Source organism: Alkalicella caledoniensis, assembly GCF_014467015.1.
In the GTDB taxonomy this organism is placed as follows: domain Bacteria; phylum Bacillota; class Proteinivoracia; order Proteinivoracales; family Proteinivoracaceae; genus Alkalicella; species Alkalicella caledoniensis.
This window is the reverse complement of the sequence record NZ_CP058559.1, coordinates 2,186,516-2,204,046: the sequence shown is the minus strand read 5'-3', so window position 1 is coordinate 2,204,046 and position 17,531 is coordinate 2,186,516. Positions and strand designations below refer to the sequence as shown.

19 protein-coding genes and 1 tRNA gene are annotated in these 17,531 nt (G+C 37.0%); 2 read left to right on the top strand and 18 right to left on the bottom strand.

Features of this window, described 5'->3' with window-relative positions:
* Nucleotides 1–52: 52 nt before the first annotated feature.
* Entirely contained in the window at nt 53–295 is a 243-nt protein-coding gene (locus HYG86_RS10890) for a DUF6809 family protein (RefSeq protein WP_213165596.1), read from the bottom strand.
* 161 nt (nt 296–456) lie between these two features.
* Between HYG86_RS10890 and HYG86_RS10885 the strand changes: the two genes are divergently transcribed.
* Together HYG86_RS10885 and HYG86_RS10880 are read left to right on the top strand one after the other, a co-directional pair.
* Entirely contained in the window at nt 457–1,140 is a 684-nt protein-coding gene (locus tag HYG86_RS10885) for a helix-turn-helix domain-containing protein (RefSeq protein WP_213165595.1), read from the top strand.
* Nucleotides 1,141–1,160: 20 nt separating this feature from the next.
* A complete protein-coding gene (locus HYG86_RS10880; RefSeq protein WP_213169134.1) occupies nt 1,161–2,030 on the top strand; it encodes an IS3 family transposase in 870 nt (289 codons plus the stop codon).
* Between the two features lie 295 nt (nt 2,031–2,325).
* On the opposite strand, the gene HYG86_RS18180 is transcribed toward HYG86_RS10880, so the two are convergent.
* The 17 genes from HYG86_RS18180 to HYG86_RS10800 all read right to left on the bottom strand — a co-directional run bounded on the left by HYG86_RS18180 (nt 2,326) and on the right by HYG86_RS10800 (nt 17,495).
* On the bottom strand, nt 2,326–2,667 hold the full coding sequence (locus HYG86_RS18180; RefSeq protein WP_246451748.1) for a hypothetical protein: 342 nt from the start codon (nt 2,665–2,667) through the stop codon (nt 2,326–2,328).
* Between the two features lie 98 nt (nt 2,668–2,765).
* The gene (locus tag HYG86_RS18175; protein WP_246451746.1) at nt 2,766–3,251 is read right to left on the bottom strand and encodes a plasmid recombination protein; all 486 of its coding nucleotides are present in this window, start codon (nt 3,249–3,251) and stop codon (nt 2,766–2,768) included.
* Nucleotides 3,252–3,325: 74 nt separating this feature from the next.
* Nucleotides 3,326–3,559: a complexin-2 gene (locus tag HYG86_RS10870; RefSeq protein WP_213165594.1), complete on the bottom strand. Its 234-nt coding sequence runs from the start codon at nt 3,557–3,559 to the stop codon at nt 3,326–3,328.
* A 208-nt stretch (nt 3,560–3,767) separates the two neighbouring features.
* Entirely contained in the window at nt 3,768–5,300 is a 1,533-nt protein-coding gene (gene guaA, locus HYG86_RS10865) for a glutamine-hydrolyzing GMP synthase (protein ID WP_213165593.1), read from the bottom strand.
* Nucleotides 5,301–5,394: 94 nt separating this feature from the next.
* Nucleotides 5,395–5,646 carry a hypothetical protein gene (locus tag HYG86_RS10860; RefSeq protein WP_213165592.1) on the bottom strand — a complete coding sequence of 84 codons (252 nt, stop codon included), beginning with the start codon at nt 5,644–5,646 and terminating at the stop codon, nt 5,395–5,397.
* On the bottom strand, nt 5,643–7,778 hold the full coding sequence (locus HYG86_RS10855) for a transglutaminase-like domain-containing protein (protein WP_213165591.1): 2,136 nt from the start codon (nt 7,776–7,778) through the stop codon (nt 5,643–5,645). Before HYG86_RS10855 ends, HYG86_RS10860 begins: the two co-directional genes overlap by 4 nt.
* On the bottom strand, nt 7,771–8,889 hold the full coding sequence (locus tag HYG86_RS10850) for a DUF58 domain-containing protein (protein ID WP_213165590.1): 1,119 nt from the start codon (nt 8,887–8,889) through the stop codon (nt 7,771–7,773). The genes HYG86_RS10855 and HYG86_RS10850 overlap by 8 nt, the downstream gene beginning before the upstream one ends.
* Before the next feature lie 84 nt (nt 8,890–8,973).
* Entirely contained in the window at nt 8,974–9,921 is a 948-nt protein-coding gene (locus HYG86_RS10845) for an AAA family ATPase (protein WP_213165589.1), read from the bottom strand.
* Nucleotides 9,922–10,265: 344 nt separating this feature from the next.
* On the bottom strand, nt 10,266–11,891 hold the full coding sequence (groL, locus tag HYG86_RS10840; RefSeq protein ID WP_213165588.1) for a chaperonin GroEL: 1,626 nt from the start codon (nt 11,889–11,891) through the stop codon (nt 10,266–10,268).
* A gap of 17 nt (nt 11,892–11,908) precedes the next feature.
* Nucleotides 11,909–12,196 carry a co-chaperone GroES gene (gene groES / locus HYG86_RS10835; protein ID WP_213165587.1) on the bottom strand — a complete coding sequence of 96 codons (288 nt, stop codon included), beginning with the start codon at nt 12,194–12,196 and terminating at the stop codon, nt 11,909–11,911.
* Between the two features lie 132 nt (nt 12,197–12,328).
* Complete coding sequence (locus HYG86_RS10830) at nt 12,329–14,227, bottom strand: molybdopterin biosynthesis protein (protein WP_213165586.1); 1,899 nt, start codon at nt 14,225–14,227, stop codon at nt 12,329–12,331.
* The gene (locus HYG86_RS10825; RefSeq protein WP_213165585.1) at nt 14,211–15,455 is read right to left on the bottom strand and encodes a molybdenum cofactor synthesis domain-containing protein; all 1,245 of its coding nucleotides are present in this window, start codon (nt 15,453–15,455) and stop codon (nt 14,211–14,213) included. Before HYG86_RS10825 ends, HYG86_RS10830 begins: the two co-directional genes overlap by 17 nt.
* A gap of 102 nt (nt 15,456–15,557) precedes the next feature.
* Nucleotides 15,558–15,968, bottom strand: coding sequence for a hypothetical protein (locus HYG86_RS10820; protein WP_213165584.1), 411 nt, complete (start codon nt 15,966–15,968; stop codon nt 15,558–15,560).
* A 14-nt stretch (nt 15,969–15,982) separates the two neighbouring features.
* Nucleotides 15,983–16,336, bottom strand: coding sequence for a hypothetical protein (locus tag HYG86_RS10815; protein ID WP_213165583.1), 354 nt, complete (start codon nt 16,334–16,336; stop codon nt 15,983–15,985).
* A gap of 22 nt (nt 16,337–16,358) precedes the next feature.
* Complete coding sequence (locus HYG86_RS10810) at nt 16,359–16,526, bottom strand: hypothetical protein (RefSeq protein WP_213165582.1); 168 nt, start codon at nt 16,524–16,526, stop codon at nt 16,359–16,361.
* A 3-nt stretch (nt 16,527–16,529) separates the two neighbouring features.
* Nucleotides 16,530–17,315, bottom strand: a complete 786-nt coding sequence (gene fdhD, locus HYG86_RS10805) for a formate dehydrogenase accessory sulfurtransferase FdhD (RefSeq protein ID WP_213165581.1) — start codon at nt 17,313–17,315, stop codon at nt 16,530–16,532.
* An 83-nt stretch (nt 17,316–17,398) separates the two neighbouring features.
* A tRNA-Sec gene (locus HYG86_RS10800) sits at nt 17,399–17,495 on the bottom strand.
* Nucleotides 17,496–17,531 lie beyond the last annotated feature (36 nt).

Sequence of the window (17,531 nt, the reverse complement as noted above, 5' to 3'; positions counted from 1 at the left end):
TTTTATACATGTATTTATTATAATACTACAATTATTCCATTCCGATTTTAAATCAGAACTCCTCACAGCTTGCAAGGAGTTCTATTATGTATAAGATATTACTTAATATTGCGAATGGCACTTTCTTGTTTTCAACCACAAACGTATCTAACATAAACCTTGCACCTAATCGAAATCCTTCTATAAACTTCTCACGACCCTCAAAGAGATTGATTTCACTCTGGGCATTCATCATCTGAGACAGTAAGTGTTGTTCCTGCTCGGTATTGGGTAGTGCTTGAAAAAACTTTACCAATAGTTTTTCTCATTTAATAAAGTATTATATTTCTGTTTTAGATTGACTAGTCTGACCACTAAGCCTTTAATGACTTCCTTTAGGGAATTTACTGATATGCTCCCCTTGTAGTAAACAGTTTAAATAATAAAAACTGTTTACTACAAGGAGGAGTATTTTTTATGGGACGGAAAAGTAAATTCTCACCAGAAGAAAAATTAGAATATGTTCTTAGGTGTATAGAAGGGAAAGATTCCTTTAGCCATGCAGCTAAGTTAATTGGTGTTGGCAAAGATACCATGAGGAGATGGGTTAGCAATTATAAGTCGTTGGGTATTAAAGGATTGAATACTAGTTCTAAGAATTTCAGTCACTCTTCACATGTAAAGGAAATGGCAGTAAGCGAATACCTTTCTGGTAAGGGTTCCTTGCACGATATATGTTTTGAATATGGAATACGCTCTACAGGGATGCTTCATACGTGGGTTATGAAGTATAATAGTCATGAGAAACTAAAATCTTCTGGTACTGGAGGAGTATCTATCATGACTAAAGGAAGAAAAACTGATTTTGATGAAAGAGTAGAAATAGTAAAGTACTGCATTGAAAATAAACACAACTATGCCGAAACAGCGCAGAAGTTTAAGGTATCTTACCAACAGGTCAATTCATGGACTAATAAATACTTAAAACAAGGTATAGATGCCCTTCAAGACAAGCGTGGTAAAAGAAAAACAGAAGATGAGATGTCTGAGATGGACAAACTCAAAGCCCAAAACAAACTGCTTGAAGCTGAGATTCTCGAAAAGCAAATGGAGATAGATTTTCTAAAAAAGTTGGAAGAAATACAAAGGAGGCGGTCTTAAGCCAGGTAAGGTATGAAACCATCTATCTGACAATACATGAACTTCATGATACTAAAGGTTATGCACTCACAAAACTATGTAATTTTGCTGGAATTGAACGATCTTCATATTACAAATGGTTAAACAGAGAAGCAAGTGGCAATGAGCAGTTTAACAAGACTTTAATACCGTTGATCCGAGATGCTTATGAAGAGAGAGGCGGTATACTTGGGTATCGTCAGATGACAATCAAGTTAAACAGAGAGCAAGAATTCCATGTAAACCATAAGAGAATCTACAGACTGATGAAAATACTAGGTTTAAAATCTGTATGCCGTAGAAAGAGAAAGAACTACATCAAATCCACACCAGAAATAACTGCAAAAAACGTACTAAGCAGGAACTTTAATGCAAATGGATTTGGGGAGAAATGGCTTACTGATGTAACAGAGATGAAATATGGAATCAGTGGAAAAGCCTATCTAAGTGCCATACTTGACCTCGGAGATAAGAGCATAGTGTCCTTTGTCTTGGGTCATTCAAATAACAATGCACTGGTATTTAGAACGTTTGACATTGCCCATGAGCAGCACCCTGATGCAAAGCCGATCTTCCACAGTGATAGGGGATTTCAATACACCTCAAAAATGTTCAAAAACAAGTTGGATAATGCGGGTATGACACAAAGTATGTCTAGAGTATCCCGTTGCATAGATAACGGCCCTATGGAGGCATTTTTTGGTACTCTTAAGTCAGAAATGTACTACCTAAGTAAATTCAATTCATATGAGGAGTTGGAAGCCGCGGTCATTGAATACATAGAGTATTACAATAACCGTCGTTACCAGAAGAGGCTTGAGTGCATGACACCAATGGAGTATAGGCAGCACCTTTTAAGTAAGGTAGCATAAGCTTTTATGCCGCGAAAGCCTGTTTATATGGGGTGTACCCTCTGGTAAAATGTGTGTGGCGGAAGCCAAATATTTGTTTAGTATCAACTTCCGCCCAAGAATGGGAGTCCAGAGGGTACAGGGGACCCCATGTCAACAGGACCGTGGAATAAATGCGGGTAATTAAATTCTTATGTATAAAGGTGATATTTTCACTTGATAAAACAAACCTACAAAAAAATAACGCCAATCAAATTAGATGATTGACGTCAAAGCATTTTTTGTTTTTTCTACTGTCTACTTGACAGGGGCATGTTCAGTTCAGAGGCTGCGCCTTTTTTTCTTTATATGATTTTGCAGTAGCAAGTCCTGTCACTTCAGGGAGCTGCCACTTTGTTTCTTCATAATAGGCATGAATATTCGTCTGAATATCTTTGTGTTGTTTCATAATATTATCTAACTTAGCTTCAATACGTTTGGAGTTATCAGTTTTTTGTTCAATTATGGTATCAAGTTTTTTGGAGTTGTCTTCTAAACTATCAATTTGTTCTTCTAGCTGCAATATTTCTTCGGCACGCTTTTCTTTTTTGTAATCAAGTACAGATAAATGCTCTTTATTGGAGCCTTTTTTCTCCCACTCGATACCATGTTCAAGCATAATTTCTGCTAATTTTTCTTTCTCTGAATCTTGCCATTGGGTAAGTTCTGTACAGCCACGAGTACTACCCTTGAATCCTAACTTTTCTAACGCACCTTTTAGCGATTTTTCGTTTCCAAACCACGTTTGTTGCCATCTGTATATGGCACAAAATCAATATGTAAATGTGGTGTAGCTTCATTCATATGGAGATGAGCAGAAAACGCATATAGTGTAGGGCCTCTATCTTGAAATTCAGCCATATATTGATGGAGGATTTTCTCCGCTAGCTTTCCGTTTTCATCAGTAGCACTCATATCTTCAAAGTTACCAATTTGTACAACGATTTCATAGAATAACTTCTCTTGTTTTGAAGTGTGTATTTTCTCATAATAATCTGGAATTTTTCTATCATTGCGTTTCTGTTTGGCATTGTAATTTTCAAGGGCAGTATCGAATAGCTTATGATAGACTTGGTGAATATCTTCATTAACATAACAAGTGTTAAATTGAGTGCGTTCTGGATCAACATTTTCTGCTTTAAAATTTCTTGAGTTATGCCCGATAGAGCCTTTGCCTTTTGCAATACTAATTGATCGTTTCACATGCAAGGTACTCCTTTCTTAACTATTATTACAGGAGTGTGCCACGCTCCTGTATACTGCCGATAAAGAGAAAATCACCACGGCCGATCTTTATGGTATCCCTTCAAATCTAGGTACTCAATTCTTGCTTTTTCCTGTTCTTCTTTTGTGGGTGAGGTTTTATATTTTGTGTATGTGTTTCGGGCGATAATGGCATCTACTTTTTTGTTAAGTTCTTCTGCGATTTCTTTTTGCCAGATATCATCACCGCCTAGATGATACTTCACTAAAATTAGAAATAGGTCATAACTTAAATAATCGTTCATCATAATTAGTTGATTTTTACAAAACAAAAACCCTCTCACTTAAACTAAGTCATAAAACTTAGCTAAACGAGAGGGTTTTCCTCTTGTTATCTTAATTGTAGGGACACCTTAAATTATTGGTCAAAATAATTTTTAGTATCATAGCAGTATCACAGCCTGTTTCAAAGTGCCACAAACCCAGTGTTTAAGCCACTTTTAATCCATTTGATACCTACTCCCACTCAATAGTTCCCGGGGGTTTTGATGTGATATCGTATACCACACGGTTAACACCGTCTACTTCGTTTACTAATCTTTTGGATATTTTGTCTAATAGCTCGTATGGTAAGCGTGACCATGTTGCTGTCATTCCGTCTTCTGAGCCTACTGCCCTTACCGCTACAACTTGCTGGTAGGTACGGTCGTCTCCCATTACTCCTACGCTGTAAGCTCCGGGAAGGACTGCAAAGAATTGCCATACTTTTTTATCCTTATCGTAGTTAATTATTTCTTCCCTTACGATTGCATCTGCGTCGCGAAGTATCTCGAGTTTTTCCTCTGTTATCTCTCCCATAATTCTGATTGCAAGGCCAGGTCCTGGGAAAGGTTGCCTGGACACAAGGTGTTGGGGAAGACCTAGTTTGCTTCCTACTATTCTTACTTCGTCTTTAAATAGATTTCTTAGGGGCTCACAAAGTTCAAATGTCATATCCTCTGGAAGTCCACCTACGTTATGATGGGTTTTGATGGTTGTTGCAGTATCAGTTCCTGACTCTACAACGTCTGGGTATAGGGTACCTTGTACTAGGTACTCACCTTGACCATATTTAGCTGCCCCTTGTTCAAAAATACGGACAAACTCATTTCCTATGATTTTTCTTTTTTCCTCTGGCTCAGTAATACCCTTTAGTTTAGACAAAAATTGTTCTTGAGCGTCTATCTTTATAACATTTAACCCCAGTTTACCCTCAAAAGCTTCCATAACTTCTTGAGCTTCATTTTTCCTTAGCAAGCCGTGATCAACGAATATACAGGTTAGGTTAGGACCAATTGCCTTATGAACAAGGAGTGCAGCAACTGCAGAGTCAACCCCACCACTTAGCCCACAAACAGCTTTCCTATCTCCTATTTGGGCCTTGATTTGGGCGACAGTGGTCTCTATAAAAGAGTCCATGGTCCAATCTGCTGTTAGGTTACAGATTGTGAATAAAAAGTTATTTATTATTTCTTTACCTTCTACTGTAAGTATAACTTCGGGGTGAAACTGGATACCATAAAGTTTTTTAGAGTGATTTTCAATGGCTGCTGTTGGTGTATTATCGCTATAAGCTGTTATCTGAAAGTCAGCAGGTACTTGAGGTATAAAGTCACTATGGCTCATCAACACCTCTGTCTCTGCTGATATATCTTTAAATAAGCCCTCGTGATTGGTAACAGTCATTGAAATAGTACCGTATTCCCTATGGGAGGCTCGTTTAACTTCTCCACCTAGGTAGTGTACCATTAGTTGCATGCCGTAACAAATCCCTAAAACTGGCCATCTGCCACTAAAAATTTCTTCTGAGCATCTTGGTGCCCCTTCATTATAAACACTTGCTGGCCCACCAGAAAGAATTATTGCAGACGGGTTAAATTCCTCTATATCCTCAATTGAGATATTATATGGTTTTATTTCGCAATAAACTTTACTTTCCCTAACTCTTCTAGCAATAAGCTGATTATACTGCCCTCCGAAATCTAGTATTAGAACTTTACTTTGTGTCATTACAACAACTCCTTCTCTTTTTAAGGTTATATAAAAGTCCAAAGCCTAAACTTTGGACTTTTAATTACAGTATTTTCTTTAGCCTATCTTTTTACTACTCCGCTTTAGTTTTTTTTCTGAATCTACTATAAGTTTCATATGCTACCATAACTAAGAATGCTAAAACTAACATCCCAATTGCGAGGTTTTTTGCCCCTGAAGTAGGTGTTTCTAATAATGGGTGGGTTTTGAAGAGAATGTAAATGCTAGTACTTACGAAGCTCAAAACCAAAATTAGTGTTAACACTATTGCAGCCTTTGATGTCTTTATTAAAGTACTCACGCTCTTTAAAAAGCTCAAATTCATTTACTCAACCTCCCTAATTTCAAATGGTTAAGGGTCTTCTTTACACCTAGGTAGATGGTGTTTGTTTTTCTATTTTCCTTATCCACTATTTCTACTTCTTCTGATTTTACAATATTTTCTCCATAAAAGGCTCGTTCTAAAAGTTGTGTGGTTTTATTTAGTAACTCTTTTGGAATCCAACCAAGTTCCCCAGATCTTGTAATAAATTCTCTAGGTGTTTCACTGTTTTTTTTAGGAGCTCCTAATATTTTAAGTTTTCCTATAACTTTATTATATAATATTATCACTTTATCGTTAGCTGTCAACCTACTTTTTGTATTTTTTTGGACTTTCCATATAACTGAAACAAAAAGTAATAATATAGAACCCGCAAAAACCACCATCAATGTTTTTAAGTCAAAGGTTTTAGATTCTGTTGCAGTGTCTCCAGGTACATTTTCATTTGGTGTTTCCTGGATTGGAGTGGCTGGGTCTTCTACATCCCCATCTGGGTCTATTGGGCTTTGGTTAGTTCCTTGGCTAGCCTGTGGAGCTCTAAAGCCTTTAGTGGGCTCAAAAGCCACCCAGCCTGCATTTGGTATATATATCTCTGCCCATGCATGGGCATCTTTGTCATAGACTGTGTATACACCTGTTTCACTAATATCTCCTTGAGTAAAGCCTTTTACCCATCTTGCAGGTATGTCCACAGCTCTAGCCATCACCACAAATGCAGTGGAATAGTGTACACAGTACCCTTCCTTTGTTGCTAAAAAGTGTTCAACAAAGTCCATACCGCCAGGGGGATAATCCACATCTAAACTATAAGTAAATTGGCTACCCCTCAAGTAATCCCTTATTGCAACTGCTTTTTCATAATTACTTCCCATGCCGTCTGTTAAATCCATAGCTATTTCCCTTACACTAAAGGGAAGGTCTTCAGGCAAATCAGTGTATAGATCAAAGGGAAATTCCTCGGGGTAACTTCCACTGGAAAGTAAAACATCTTGGGAGTAAGATGGCCTTTGAATAGTAACCTGATAACTATCATTAGGGCGCATCCGAAAATCAGTGTATAAGTCATTACCGTTTACTAATTGAATACTAGTAATTTCAGATGTCCCCCTAGAAATCTTCAATTCCGTTGTATTTAATCCTGAAAAAATAACGGGATATGTTCCATTTAGGATTTCTACACTCAATTGGATTGTCTGATATTCAACTTGTGGAAATTCTACAAAAGGGATTTCACCTACAGAGACATTATCCTTAGAAATAATATCATCAGTCCAGCCAAGTCCTGTATATATATACTTTGTTTCTCCACGCAGATAAATTGGTTGTTCTGTTTTTACTGTAAGAACAGGTCTCCTACTATACTCCACTGATCCCCCCAGTCTATTATCGTTGGAGCTATATCCTGTTTGTCTTATGCCTTTATTATTAGAGCTGCCAGTTTCAATAGAAGTATACCCCCCTTCGATTTGGGTTTTAAGCCATTCAAATTCCTCAGCAAAAACCACTGGCAAATTTAAATTCCAAATTATAAGAAGGCCTATAACTAGTGATGCTAAAACCGATGTGGTAAAGGTGTTAGATGTTGGTTTTAGTCTGCTTATATTCATGTTATTAAAAAATAACTTAATTATTCCCCCTAGCACAAACAAGAATGCTGTCAGGGAAAATACAGCTTCGGCCCAAATGGCCAAAAAGAGCAAAAGAGCTCCTCCTAAAAAGGTAATTAACAAAATAAAACTACTGGATGCCCTTTTAGCAATAACGATTTCTTTAAATATTATAAAGAACAGTATGTTAAAAACAACAGGAACCACTTGGATCATTTCAAGCCTTCCAAAATACATATAGTTAATTTCATTGCCTATTGTAAGGCCAATGTCGTATACCCACATGGGGCTAAAAAAGTTTATATAGTTTCCCGCCCTAAAAATGATGGCTAAAATAGTGACTACCTTTACAAATACGCTCAGTTTGGAATCACTGAAGAAATATTCAATGCTTTTAAATACAATACCAACAATTACAACAACAACAATTCCTCCCCTTGAATTTACATAACCATTTATACCCAGAAGAAAAACAAGGTACCATAGCCAATTCAAAAGGCCCATGCTCAATCTAGCTTTTTTATCCATTGGCCACACTCCTAACCTTTGGATTTTTCAAGTCATCTAGTTCCTTAATTGGTTTAATAAAACTGTATTTATTGTTAGAGTTTAGATCCTCACCTACGTAATAAACAGTGTACTTAATATTCCTAGATCCCAGTAACATCCTTCTTATTAAAGAATCACTTAACTTATTTGTAACAATTAGCAAACTCACACCGCTGTTTTGATTTAAATAGTTTTGGCTTATAAATCTTTCCAGGGGCATATCACCACTGGGCTGAACCAAGGCTAATCTCTTCATTGCATCGTTTATAAAGTACTCTTTACTTTTAAAGATAACTGCATCTTTGTTTTTATTATTAAACAGTAGTGCTATACCTTTGTGCACTTTTCCCAAGCTATTCACTAAGCTAGCAGCTACCGAAACAGCCAGTTCAAAGTTGTCATTGTACTCATCAGGGTAGTTACTCTTGTGGCAGTCCAACACTATATGGGTTTCTTGGTTCAAAAGTGGGTAAAATTCCTTTGACATAAGGTTATTTTTTCTAGCACTTACTTTCCAGTGAATAAGGCTTAATTTGTCACCCCTTTGATATTCTCTTACCCCACTTATTTGAGAATAGTCATTTCCTTTATACAACTTACTAACACCATTGTTCTCATCATACTGGTTATAAAGGTGGCTAGAAGAAACATCTACATAGCGGGGATATATCAATAGTTGACTTCTACAATCTACGTCTTTGGACACTTCAACAAATCCAAACAAGTCTGTACGAAATAAACTAAAGTAATTCCAGCTTAGATTCCCCCTTGGCACATCATAAAGGGTATAGCTATGATTTTTACCTTTTTGGGTTAGAAAATGTACATTGCCATGAACTTGATTCTCTTGCTTTTGCTTATAAATATAAGATATTGGTAACTTATCACTAAATCTTACCCAGAAAAAAGGTACATAAAAAAAGTTCTCAAGATTTACTAGGATCTTTACATCCTCTCCCGCAAAAATTCTCTCCCGGGGGAGCTGTCTATTTATGGATATGCCCTTCCACCCCCTAATGACCGTTATGGTAGGTAGTAAGGTCATGGTGATTCCAAGCCAAATAAGACCAGAAATTCTCTGATCATCCATAAAGCCTCTCCACACAAATGTAGCTATCACCAGAGCTAATAGGACATATATCTCTTTTCTAAATTTTATACCCATAATTTCACCTTACTTCCCAACTGGGACTTCTACTTGACCAAATACCTCTTTTATAACATCTTCATTGGTGATTCCTTGAATTACTTCTTCTGGTTTGATAATTATTCTATGACTTAATACTTTAAGACCAATGTCCTTTACGTCATCGGGTATTATGTAATCTCTACCTTCTAAAAAGGCCTTAGCCTTTGCTGCTTTAGTTAAAGCAAGAGCTCCCCTGGGACTACTTCCAAGTTGGACAGCGGGGTGTATTCTGGTTGCTCTTATTATTTCTATAATATAATCCAATAGTGGTTGACTAACTCTTACCTTCGTTACCTCTTGTTGCAGTTCTTTTAATCCTTCCATATTTACAGAGGGTTCAAGTTTCTCCAAGGGATGAACACCATCAATTTGCGATAGAACTATATCCCTCTCACCATCAAAGCTTGGGTAACCTATATTACATTTCATAAGAAACCTATCTAGTTGTGCTTCGGGAAGAGAATATGTCCCTTCGTATTCTATAGGGTTTTGTGTTGCAAATACTAAAAATGGTTCTGGCAAGCTATATGTTTCGCCATCTATGGTTACCTGACTTTCCTCCATGGCCTCTAAAAGGCTGGACTGTGTTTTAGGAGATGTTCTATTTATTTCATCCGCAAGAATAATGTTGGCCATGATAGGACCTGGTTTATACTCAAAGTCCCCTATTTTTTGATTATAGATAGATATCCCCGTAACATCAGAGGGTAAAAGATCTGGAGTAAACTGGATTCTCTTGAATTTAATTCCCAATAGTTTTGCTAAACCTTTTACAAGAACTGTCTTACCCACACCTGGTACATCTTCTAGAAGTACATGTCCTTTAGCCAATAGGGCAACTAAAACATCATCAACTGTTTCACCTTTATCTAGTAATACATTACTAAGTCCTTTTCTAAGACTGCTTATATTCTCATTTGTCAAATTCCCCATTAAAATAACCCTCCAATTTTATGTATAGTTAAAATCATAATATCACAAGTTCTAACAATTCACCATAAACTAAATTTTCACTCTACCCAACATTCTTTTTGTCACAACCTCATCATTTACCGTCTGCTTCCCTTATGTTTATATGTAGTGAAAGAGCGTTTTGTACAAAGGAATATTATGTGAGGGGATCTCAAAAATCATCACTGGATGTAAAGTATTCTCACTGCCTACACATATAGACGATACAAAAGCAAAAAAGTTACAAAAGTTTTTTATTAATTTTAGAATCAATTTTTTACAACAAAAGAGCTGCCCCTAAGGACAGCTCTCGAATTTTGAAGCTATTACATCATTGGCATTCCGCCAGGCATTCCGCCTCCACCCATCATGTCGCCTTTATCGTCTGGCTCATCTGCAACAACAGCTTCTGTTGTTAAGAACATAGCAGAGATACTAGCAGCATTTTGAAGTGCTGAACGGGTAACCTTAGCTGGATCAACTATACCAGCTGCAATCATATCTTCATAAACCTCTGTTAGTGCGTTGAATCCTACACCAACAGGCTCCTTTTTAACTCTTTCTACAACTACAGATCCTTCAAAACCAGCATTTTCGGCAATTTGTCTTAGAGGTTCTTCTAAGGCACGTCTGATAATGCGAAGTCCTGTGGCTTCATCGCCTTTAAGTTGTACTGTGTCTAGTACATGTAGAGCATCAACTAATGCAGTTCCGCCACCAGCTACAATACCTTCTTCAACAGCAGCTCGGGTTGCAGCAAGTGCGTCTTCAATTCTTAGTTTCTTTTCTTTAAGCTCAGTTTCTGTTGCAGCACCAACTTCGATTACGGCAACTCCACCAGCTAGCTTAGCTAAACGCTCCTGAAGTTTTTCTCTATCAAACTCAGAGGTTGTATCTTCAATTTGTGCTCTTATTTGAGAAACTCTCTTTTTAATTTCTTCTTGATCACCATAACCATCTACGATGATAGAGTTTTCTTTAGTAACTTTTACTTGGCGGGCTCTACCTAACATAGAAATATCTGCATTTTTGATTTCAAGACCTAACTCTTCAGAAATCACTTGACCACCAGTAAGAGTAGCTATATCTTCAAGCATAGCCTTTCTTCTATCACCAAAGCCTGGTGCTTTAACAGCCACGCAAGTAAAGGTTCCCCTTAGTTTATTAACAACTAAAGTAGCCAATGCTTCACCCTCAACATCTTCAGCAATTAGTACTAACTGCTTGCCTTGTTGAACGATTTTTTCAAGTACTGGTAAGATCTCTTGGATGTTATTAATTTTTTTGTCAGTTATAAGAATGTATGGCTCCTCAAGGGTAGCTTCCATTTTTTCTGTGTCAGTTACCATGTATGGGGAGATATATCCTCTATCAAACTGCATACCTTCTACTACATTAAGGTTAGTTGTAAAGCCTTTTGATTCTTCAACAGTGATAACACCATCTTTTCCTACCTTTTCCATGGCTTCGGCTATAAGCTCACCAATTTTTTCATCTCCTGCAGAAATAGCTGCAACTTGAGCAATGGCTTCTTTGTTTTCGATAGGCTTAGAGATATTTTTAATCTCTTCTACTACTGATTCAACAGCTTTTTCAATGCCCTTTTTAAGGATCATAGGATTAGCACCAGCTGTTACGTTTTTAATACCTTCTCTAATGATTGCTTGGGCAAGGACAGTTGCAGTTGTTGTACCATCACCAGCAACATCATTAGTTTTAGTGGCTACTTCTTTAACTAGTTGAGCACCCATGTTCTCAAATGGGTCTTCAAGTTCAATTTCCCTTGCTATTGTAACACCATCATTTGTAATTAAGGGTGAACCGAATTTTTTATCTAAAACAACGTTCCTACCCTTAGGACCTAATGTAACTTTAACGGTATTAGCTAAGGCGTTAACACCCTTTTCTAAAGAACGGCGTGCATCTTCGGTATATTTAATGATTTTTGCCATTTTAGTATCCCTCCTAACTATTTAATAACTGCTAAAATATCTCTTTCACTTAAGATTAAGTACTCTTGTCCATCATGCTTAACTTCAGTACCTGCATATTTTGAGTAAATAACTTTATCTCCTACAGCTACCTCAAGTTCTGCTTTAGAACCGTTGTCTAAGATTCTTCCACTACCCACTGCTACAACTTCACCCTCTTGTGGCTTTTCCTTTGCCTTGTCGGGTAAAACAATACCACTGGCAGTCTTTTGTTCTGATTCTAAAACCTTAATAACTACTCTTTCACCTAATGGTCTGATGTTCATTTATGTACCCCTCCTTAAAAATTTTTGTTTTTGTTAGCACTCGTGTTTAATGAGTGCTAATTCTAATCCATATTTTAGCGAATTTTTCACTAAAAATCAAGGATTTTAGTAATTTTTTTTCCAAAATTGTACTTATATTTTAGAATTATTTTCCTCTAGGGATATAATATTCCCACATTCTTCTAAATTATAACCACCTAATGCCTCAACTTCCGTCTTAAAATCAGTTTTTGTAAGTACATTCTGTAATTCTTTAAATTTAGGTGATAAGTAAAATTCTTCACTTAAAAGTAAGTCATAGTTTTCTTCGTAAAGGGGAATGAAATCTAAATCCATTGCTTTTGCTGCTGCATAAATGCCCACGCCTGCATCTGCCCTTTTGCTTTTCACTTCCGCAGCTACTGCAAGATGTGTGAAATATTCTTTGTTATAGCCTTGGATGGAAGCAGGTGAAACACCTGCTTGTTCTAATAGATAGTCTAAGAGCACCCTTGTTCCTGCCCCTTTTTGCCTATTTGCCAAGGACAAACCAGGTAAGTCACCAATAGCTTTTATATTTTTAGGATTACCCTTTTGAACCATAAGCCCTTGGGTTCTTTTTACCAAGTTCATAAGCACTATCTTTGTTCCTTTTAGGTACTTTTTTATATATGGTATGTTGTAAGTACCTGATTGTGGGTCTAAAAGATGAATTCCTGCAAAGTGAGCCTCGCCTTTTTTAAGGGCCATTATACCACCGAGGCTCCCCACATGGGCAGAGCTTATCCCTAATTGTGGTGCTAGATAAGTTGCTAGGATATCCAATGCCATATCATGGCTTCCGATGCTAACTAATGTATTATCATAATTTTTCTCTTCAAAAACCTCCACTTGGACTGTTTCTCCAGCTTTATACCCCTCGGAACTTTGGGGTATTACTAAAAATCCGTCACCTTGAACTACAGTAGACATCAGGGCTGAACCCCTAGACATTGGGCTTACAATGAATTGCCCATTTATTTTACCAACCTTTACCCTAACATACTCCTGGTACTTCAAGTCAGAGACAACAGGCTTAGTAAGTTTAGCTTCAATTTTCTTTCTACTTGGTGTTACTTGACCATTTAGATGGTAAAAGACATCCTTTACTATGACATCCATGACTACGTAGCCTGAGACAGGGTACCCTGGAACACCTATTACTGGTTTACCACCTATATTCCCAAGTATAGTTGGTTTCCCAGGCCTAACAGCTATACCGTGATGAATTACTTCCCCTAAATTTTCCACAACCTGCGAGGTAAAGTCTTCACTGCCTGCAGATGACCCTGCATTTATCAAAACCATATCGCTATTTGCCACAGCTTTACTTACCACTTCTTTAATTTTGTCAAAATTATCAGGAGTAATGGGATAAACTTCTGGTTCTCCACCCCATTCTTTCACCATTCCATAAAAAAGGTGTGAATTGCTATCTACAATTTCTCCTACTTGAGGTTCTTTATCATAGGGAACTATTTCATCCCCTGTAGGTAGGATAGCCACCTTTGGTATTTTGAAAACGTCAATGTGTCTAATTCCACTGGCGATAAGGGCAGCTATATCCATGGGTTTTAGCTTCCTTCCAATGGTTAACAATAAATCATGGGCTGTTACATCTTCACCAATTGGGCGTATGTGCTGCCATTTAGTAGCTGCAGACAAGATCTCAATTCCCTCTTCTTTTTTATGTATATCTTCTATTTTTATTACCGAGTCATATTCAGGTAGTATGGGGTCACCTGTATCTACGTACTTCACTTTACTCCAGCTTAAGGACACCGGATTGTCAACATTTGCGTCCACTGTATCTTCAGCCCTAACCTGATACCCATCCATGGCAGAACTATGGTAGTGGGGTACGGAGCGATTGGCAAATACATTCTCAGCAAGTACTCTACCCAAAGCAGTGTCGACAGCAATGGTCTCCTTTGCACCAAAGCGGTAATTATCTAAAGAATCTTTTAAGTTTTTTAAAGCCATGTCTATGGAAGTATTACTTAAGTAAATCATCTTCCCACCCCTTACCTTTATATAAAATGACTTTTCCATGATTTCCTTCTTCTAAACCCTCACTATCCTTTGGTATAACTAATAACCCGTCCATTTTAGTCAAGGAGCCTATGGAATTAGATTTTGCAAAGATAGGACTTGCAATTATTTTATCCTGAACCTTGGTAAGGGTTACTGGTATATAATCCTGCCTTCCTCCAGATGAAGGTATGTTCCTACTAACTGCACAGACAATGGTTTCTGGTTTTACTTTAGTTAGTAGTCTATTTACAAATAAGTCAAAGCATATCATTGCAGATACTGGGTTACCAGATAGACCAAATATGGGGACATCATCCACTTTACCAATGATAGTTGGTTTTCCAGGTTTAATAGCTATGCCGTGGACCAAAACACCTGGTTTACCTAAACTCTCAATGGCAGCTGTTACAAAATCTTTAACTCCTACAGATGTACCTCCTGTAAGGATAACTATGTCACATTCTTTCACGGCTTTGTCTAATGCCTCTTTTAATATGCTAAATTCATCTTCTATTATTCCATAGTAGCGTGGGATGGCTCCCGTTGATTTGACAGCTGCTATCAATCCAGGCCCGTTGCTGTTGAATATTTTTCCAAAATTAAGCTCATTATCAGTGTTATACTCAATAAGTTCATCTCCTGTTGACAGGATTCCAACCACTATCTTTTTATAGACCTTTATTTTATTTATACCTAATGCTGCTAACAAATTTATATTAAAAGATGTTATTTGCTGATCTTTTTTCATCAACAAGTCCCCTTTTTTAACATCTTCCCCTTCCTTTAAAATATTTTCGTAACTGGCTACACTATTATAGATTGCCACCTCATCTTCACTGATTCTTTCACTGTGCTCAACCATGACTACACTTGTGGCTTCAGGTGGCAACATACTACCAGTGGCAACAGCCATGCAGCAGTCTGTCTCTAAGGCGTTTAGGGGAGCCTGTCCCATTTGCACGTCTTCAGTTATTTTTAGGAATATGGGTAATGCTTCGCTAGCTCCAGAAACATCTTCCCACTTAACACAGTATCCGTCTACAGCGGATCTGTTATATGGTGGTAAGGATATTGACGCATAAACATCTTCTGCCAAAGTTAGATTAACAGAATCTACAATATCTATTTCTTCAATATCCGGATTTAAGTTAAAACTATCCACAAGACTTTCAACTTCTTCCACAGACTTTACAGATAAAAAAGCCACCGTAATTATCCCTCCTTATTAGATACAAATTAAGGACTAACTGGAGTTAGTCCTTTTTTTAAAATTATACTACTTTTTTACATTTTTTTCAATTAGATATGTCTAACTATTCTTAGTTTTTAGTTGATTTTTTTTGTTTTCCCTAAGCTGAAGAAAAAGGCTTTTTGCTCCCCATACAGTTATTACTGAAATTGCCGCAATGGTTCCTAATCTTCCTCCATATCCCACTAGAGCTTCACTGGAACCCACAAAAATCAGAGCTACTAAAACACAGCTTATACATACCTCTAAGGGATTAGTAATCCTATTTTTAGCAGACATACCAGCATAGGATGCACATGTTGCCACAAGAGCTAAGGTATAGCCATCTGAGAACACTTTAGGTAGTATAAGTCCTACTGTTAAAACTACAATGGCTGAACCGAAAACAGGCCCTTTACCCAAATAATGATTAATATAATATGTCAACAGACCAGCTAAAACACTCACAGTAATAATCAACAAAAGTTCCATTTCCCTTCCCCCCTTTATAAAACAGAAGAAATAATAACAGTTAATATGACCGAGCAGGCTGCAATAGTTCCAAGCTTACCACCAAAACCTTGATAAATTGGCTGAGTGATTATAAAGATAACCCCTACTAACAGACCCGTTAGGGATACCATGTAATAGTTTAATAATACAAAACCTGCGGACATTCCAGCAAAGGCTGCGGTATATGCAACTATAGCTAGGTCCGTTGGTAAAAAAAGTGATGCCAAAAGGCCTACTAAGCCCGATGCAACCATGGGCCCTAATTCTAATGTTACACTTAAAAAATATGTGAGCACTGTTCCTAAAACAGCCGTTAAAATTAGTCTTAGATTTTTATTTTTCATCATACTACCACCCCCATACTATTTATTACCCTTTTAACCCTCTTATATGATAATAGATTCCCGAAATAAAAAATATTCCCGATATACCTATGGGGACTGATAAAGCAGGATTGTCTAACCTAAAAAGTGTCTCAGTTAACAGTAATCCTCCCGTGCCCACTAACAAGATAAAAGAAACTATGTTGCGAATCATTTTTTATCCCCCTTTTGTTAGTCTTTCTGGGTGTGAGTAGCAGTTGATTTTTCTCCCTCTGACAAACCCACACAGTGTAAGACCATTTTTTCTAGCTAGCTCAACTGCCAATGAGCTTGGAGCTGATCTAGATACTAAAATTGGCATCTTAGCCTTTAAAACCTTTAGTACTATCTCAGAGGACAAACGTCCACTGGTAATAAGCATTTTATCTTCTATTTTCACACCATCTAATAAGGCACGCCCTAGTACTTTATCAACTGCGTTATGTCTGCCTATATCTTCATAGGTATAGTATATTTTATTATTATCTGCCAAACTTGCTGAATGAACACCTCCAGTTTCTTTAAAAAGAGTAGAGCTGTTTTGCATCTCAGACATTAAGGCGGCTATGTTTTCAACTTCAAAAGTATCTTTATTGATTATCTTAGTGGTATGTAGTGAATCCAAAATATTGTAAAAAATGGAACCTTTACCACAACCAGAAGTTATAGTCCTTTTACCATATAGCTTTTTAGTCAACTGACTTTTATTAGTTAAGGTAATATAAACTAGATTTTGCTCATTTTGAACTTCTATTTCCTTTATGTCATCAGTCCCTGCTATCAAGCCTTCTGAAAATATAAAGCCTATAGCCAGTTCTTTTTGATGAAAAGGTGTTGATAATAATGTAATAAACTGTTCACCATTTAGAAAAATTGTAAGAGGTACTTCTTCTATTACAACATCTTGAACCTCATTAGGGTTATTGTTAACATACTGAGTAATTATTAGATTTTTTTTAGACATACTGTCCTCCCCAAGTGTCAGATTTTATAGAATTTTCCAATATATTGTGAATGTGAAATCTTTCACTCTCGTTGTCAAAAAAATGGCGGGAATGCATGGGAATCGAACCCACCATGGATATTGTTCATACCCACTACTGGATTTGAAGTCCAGAGAGCACACCAGAACTCATCCATTCCCAATATTATTATATGCCATCTATATTCTTAATGCAAT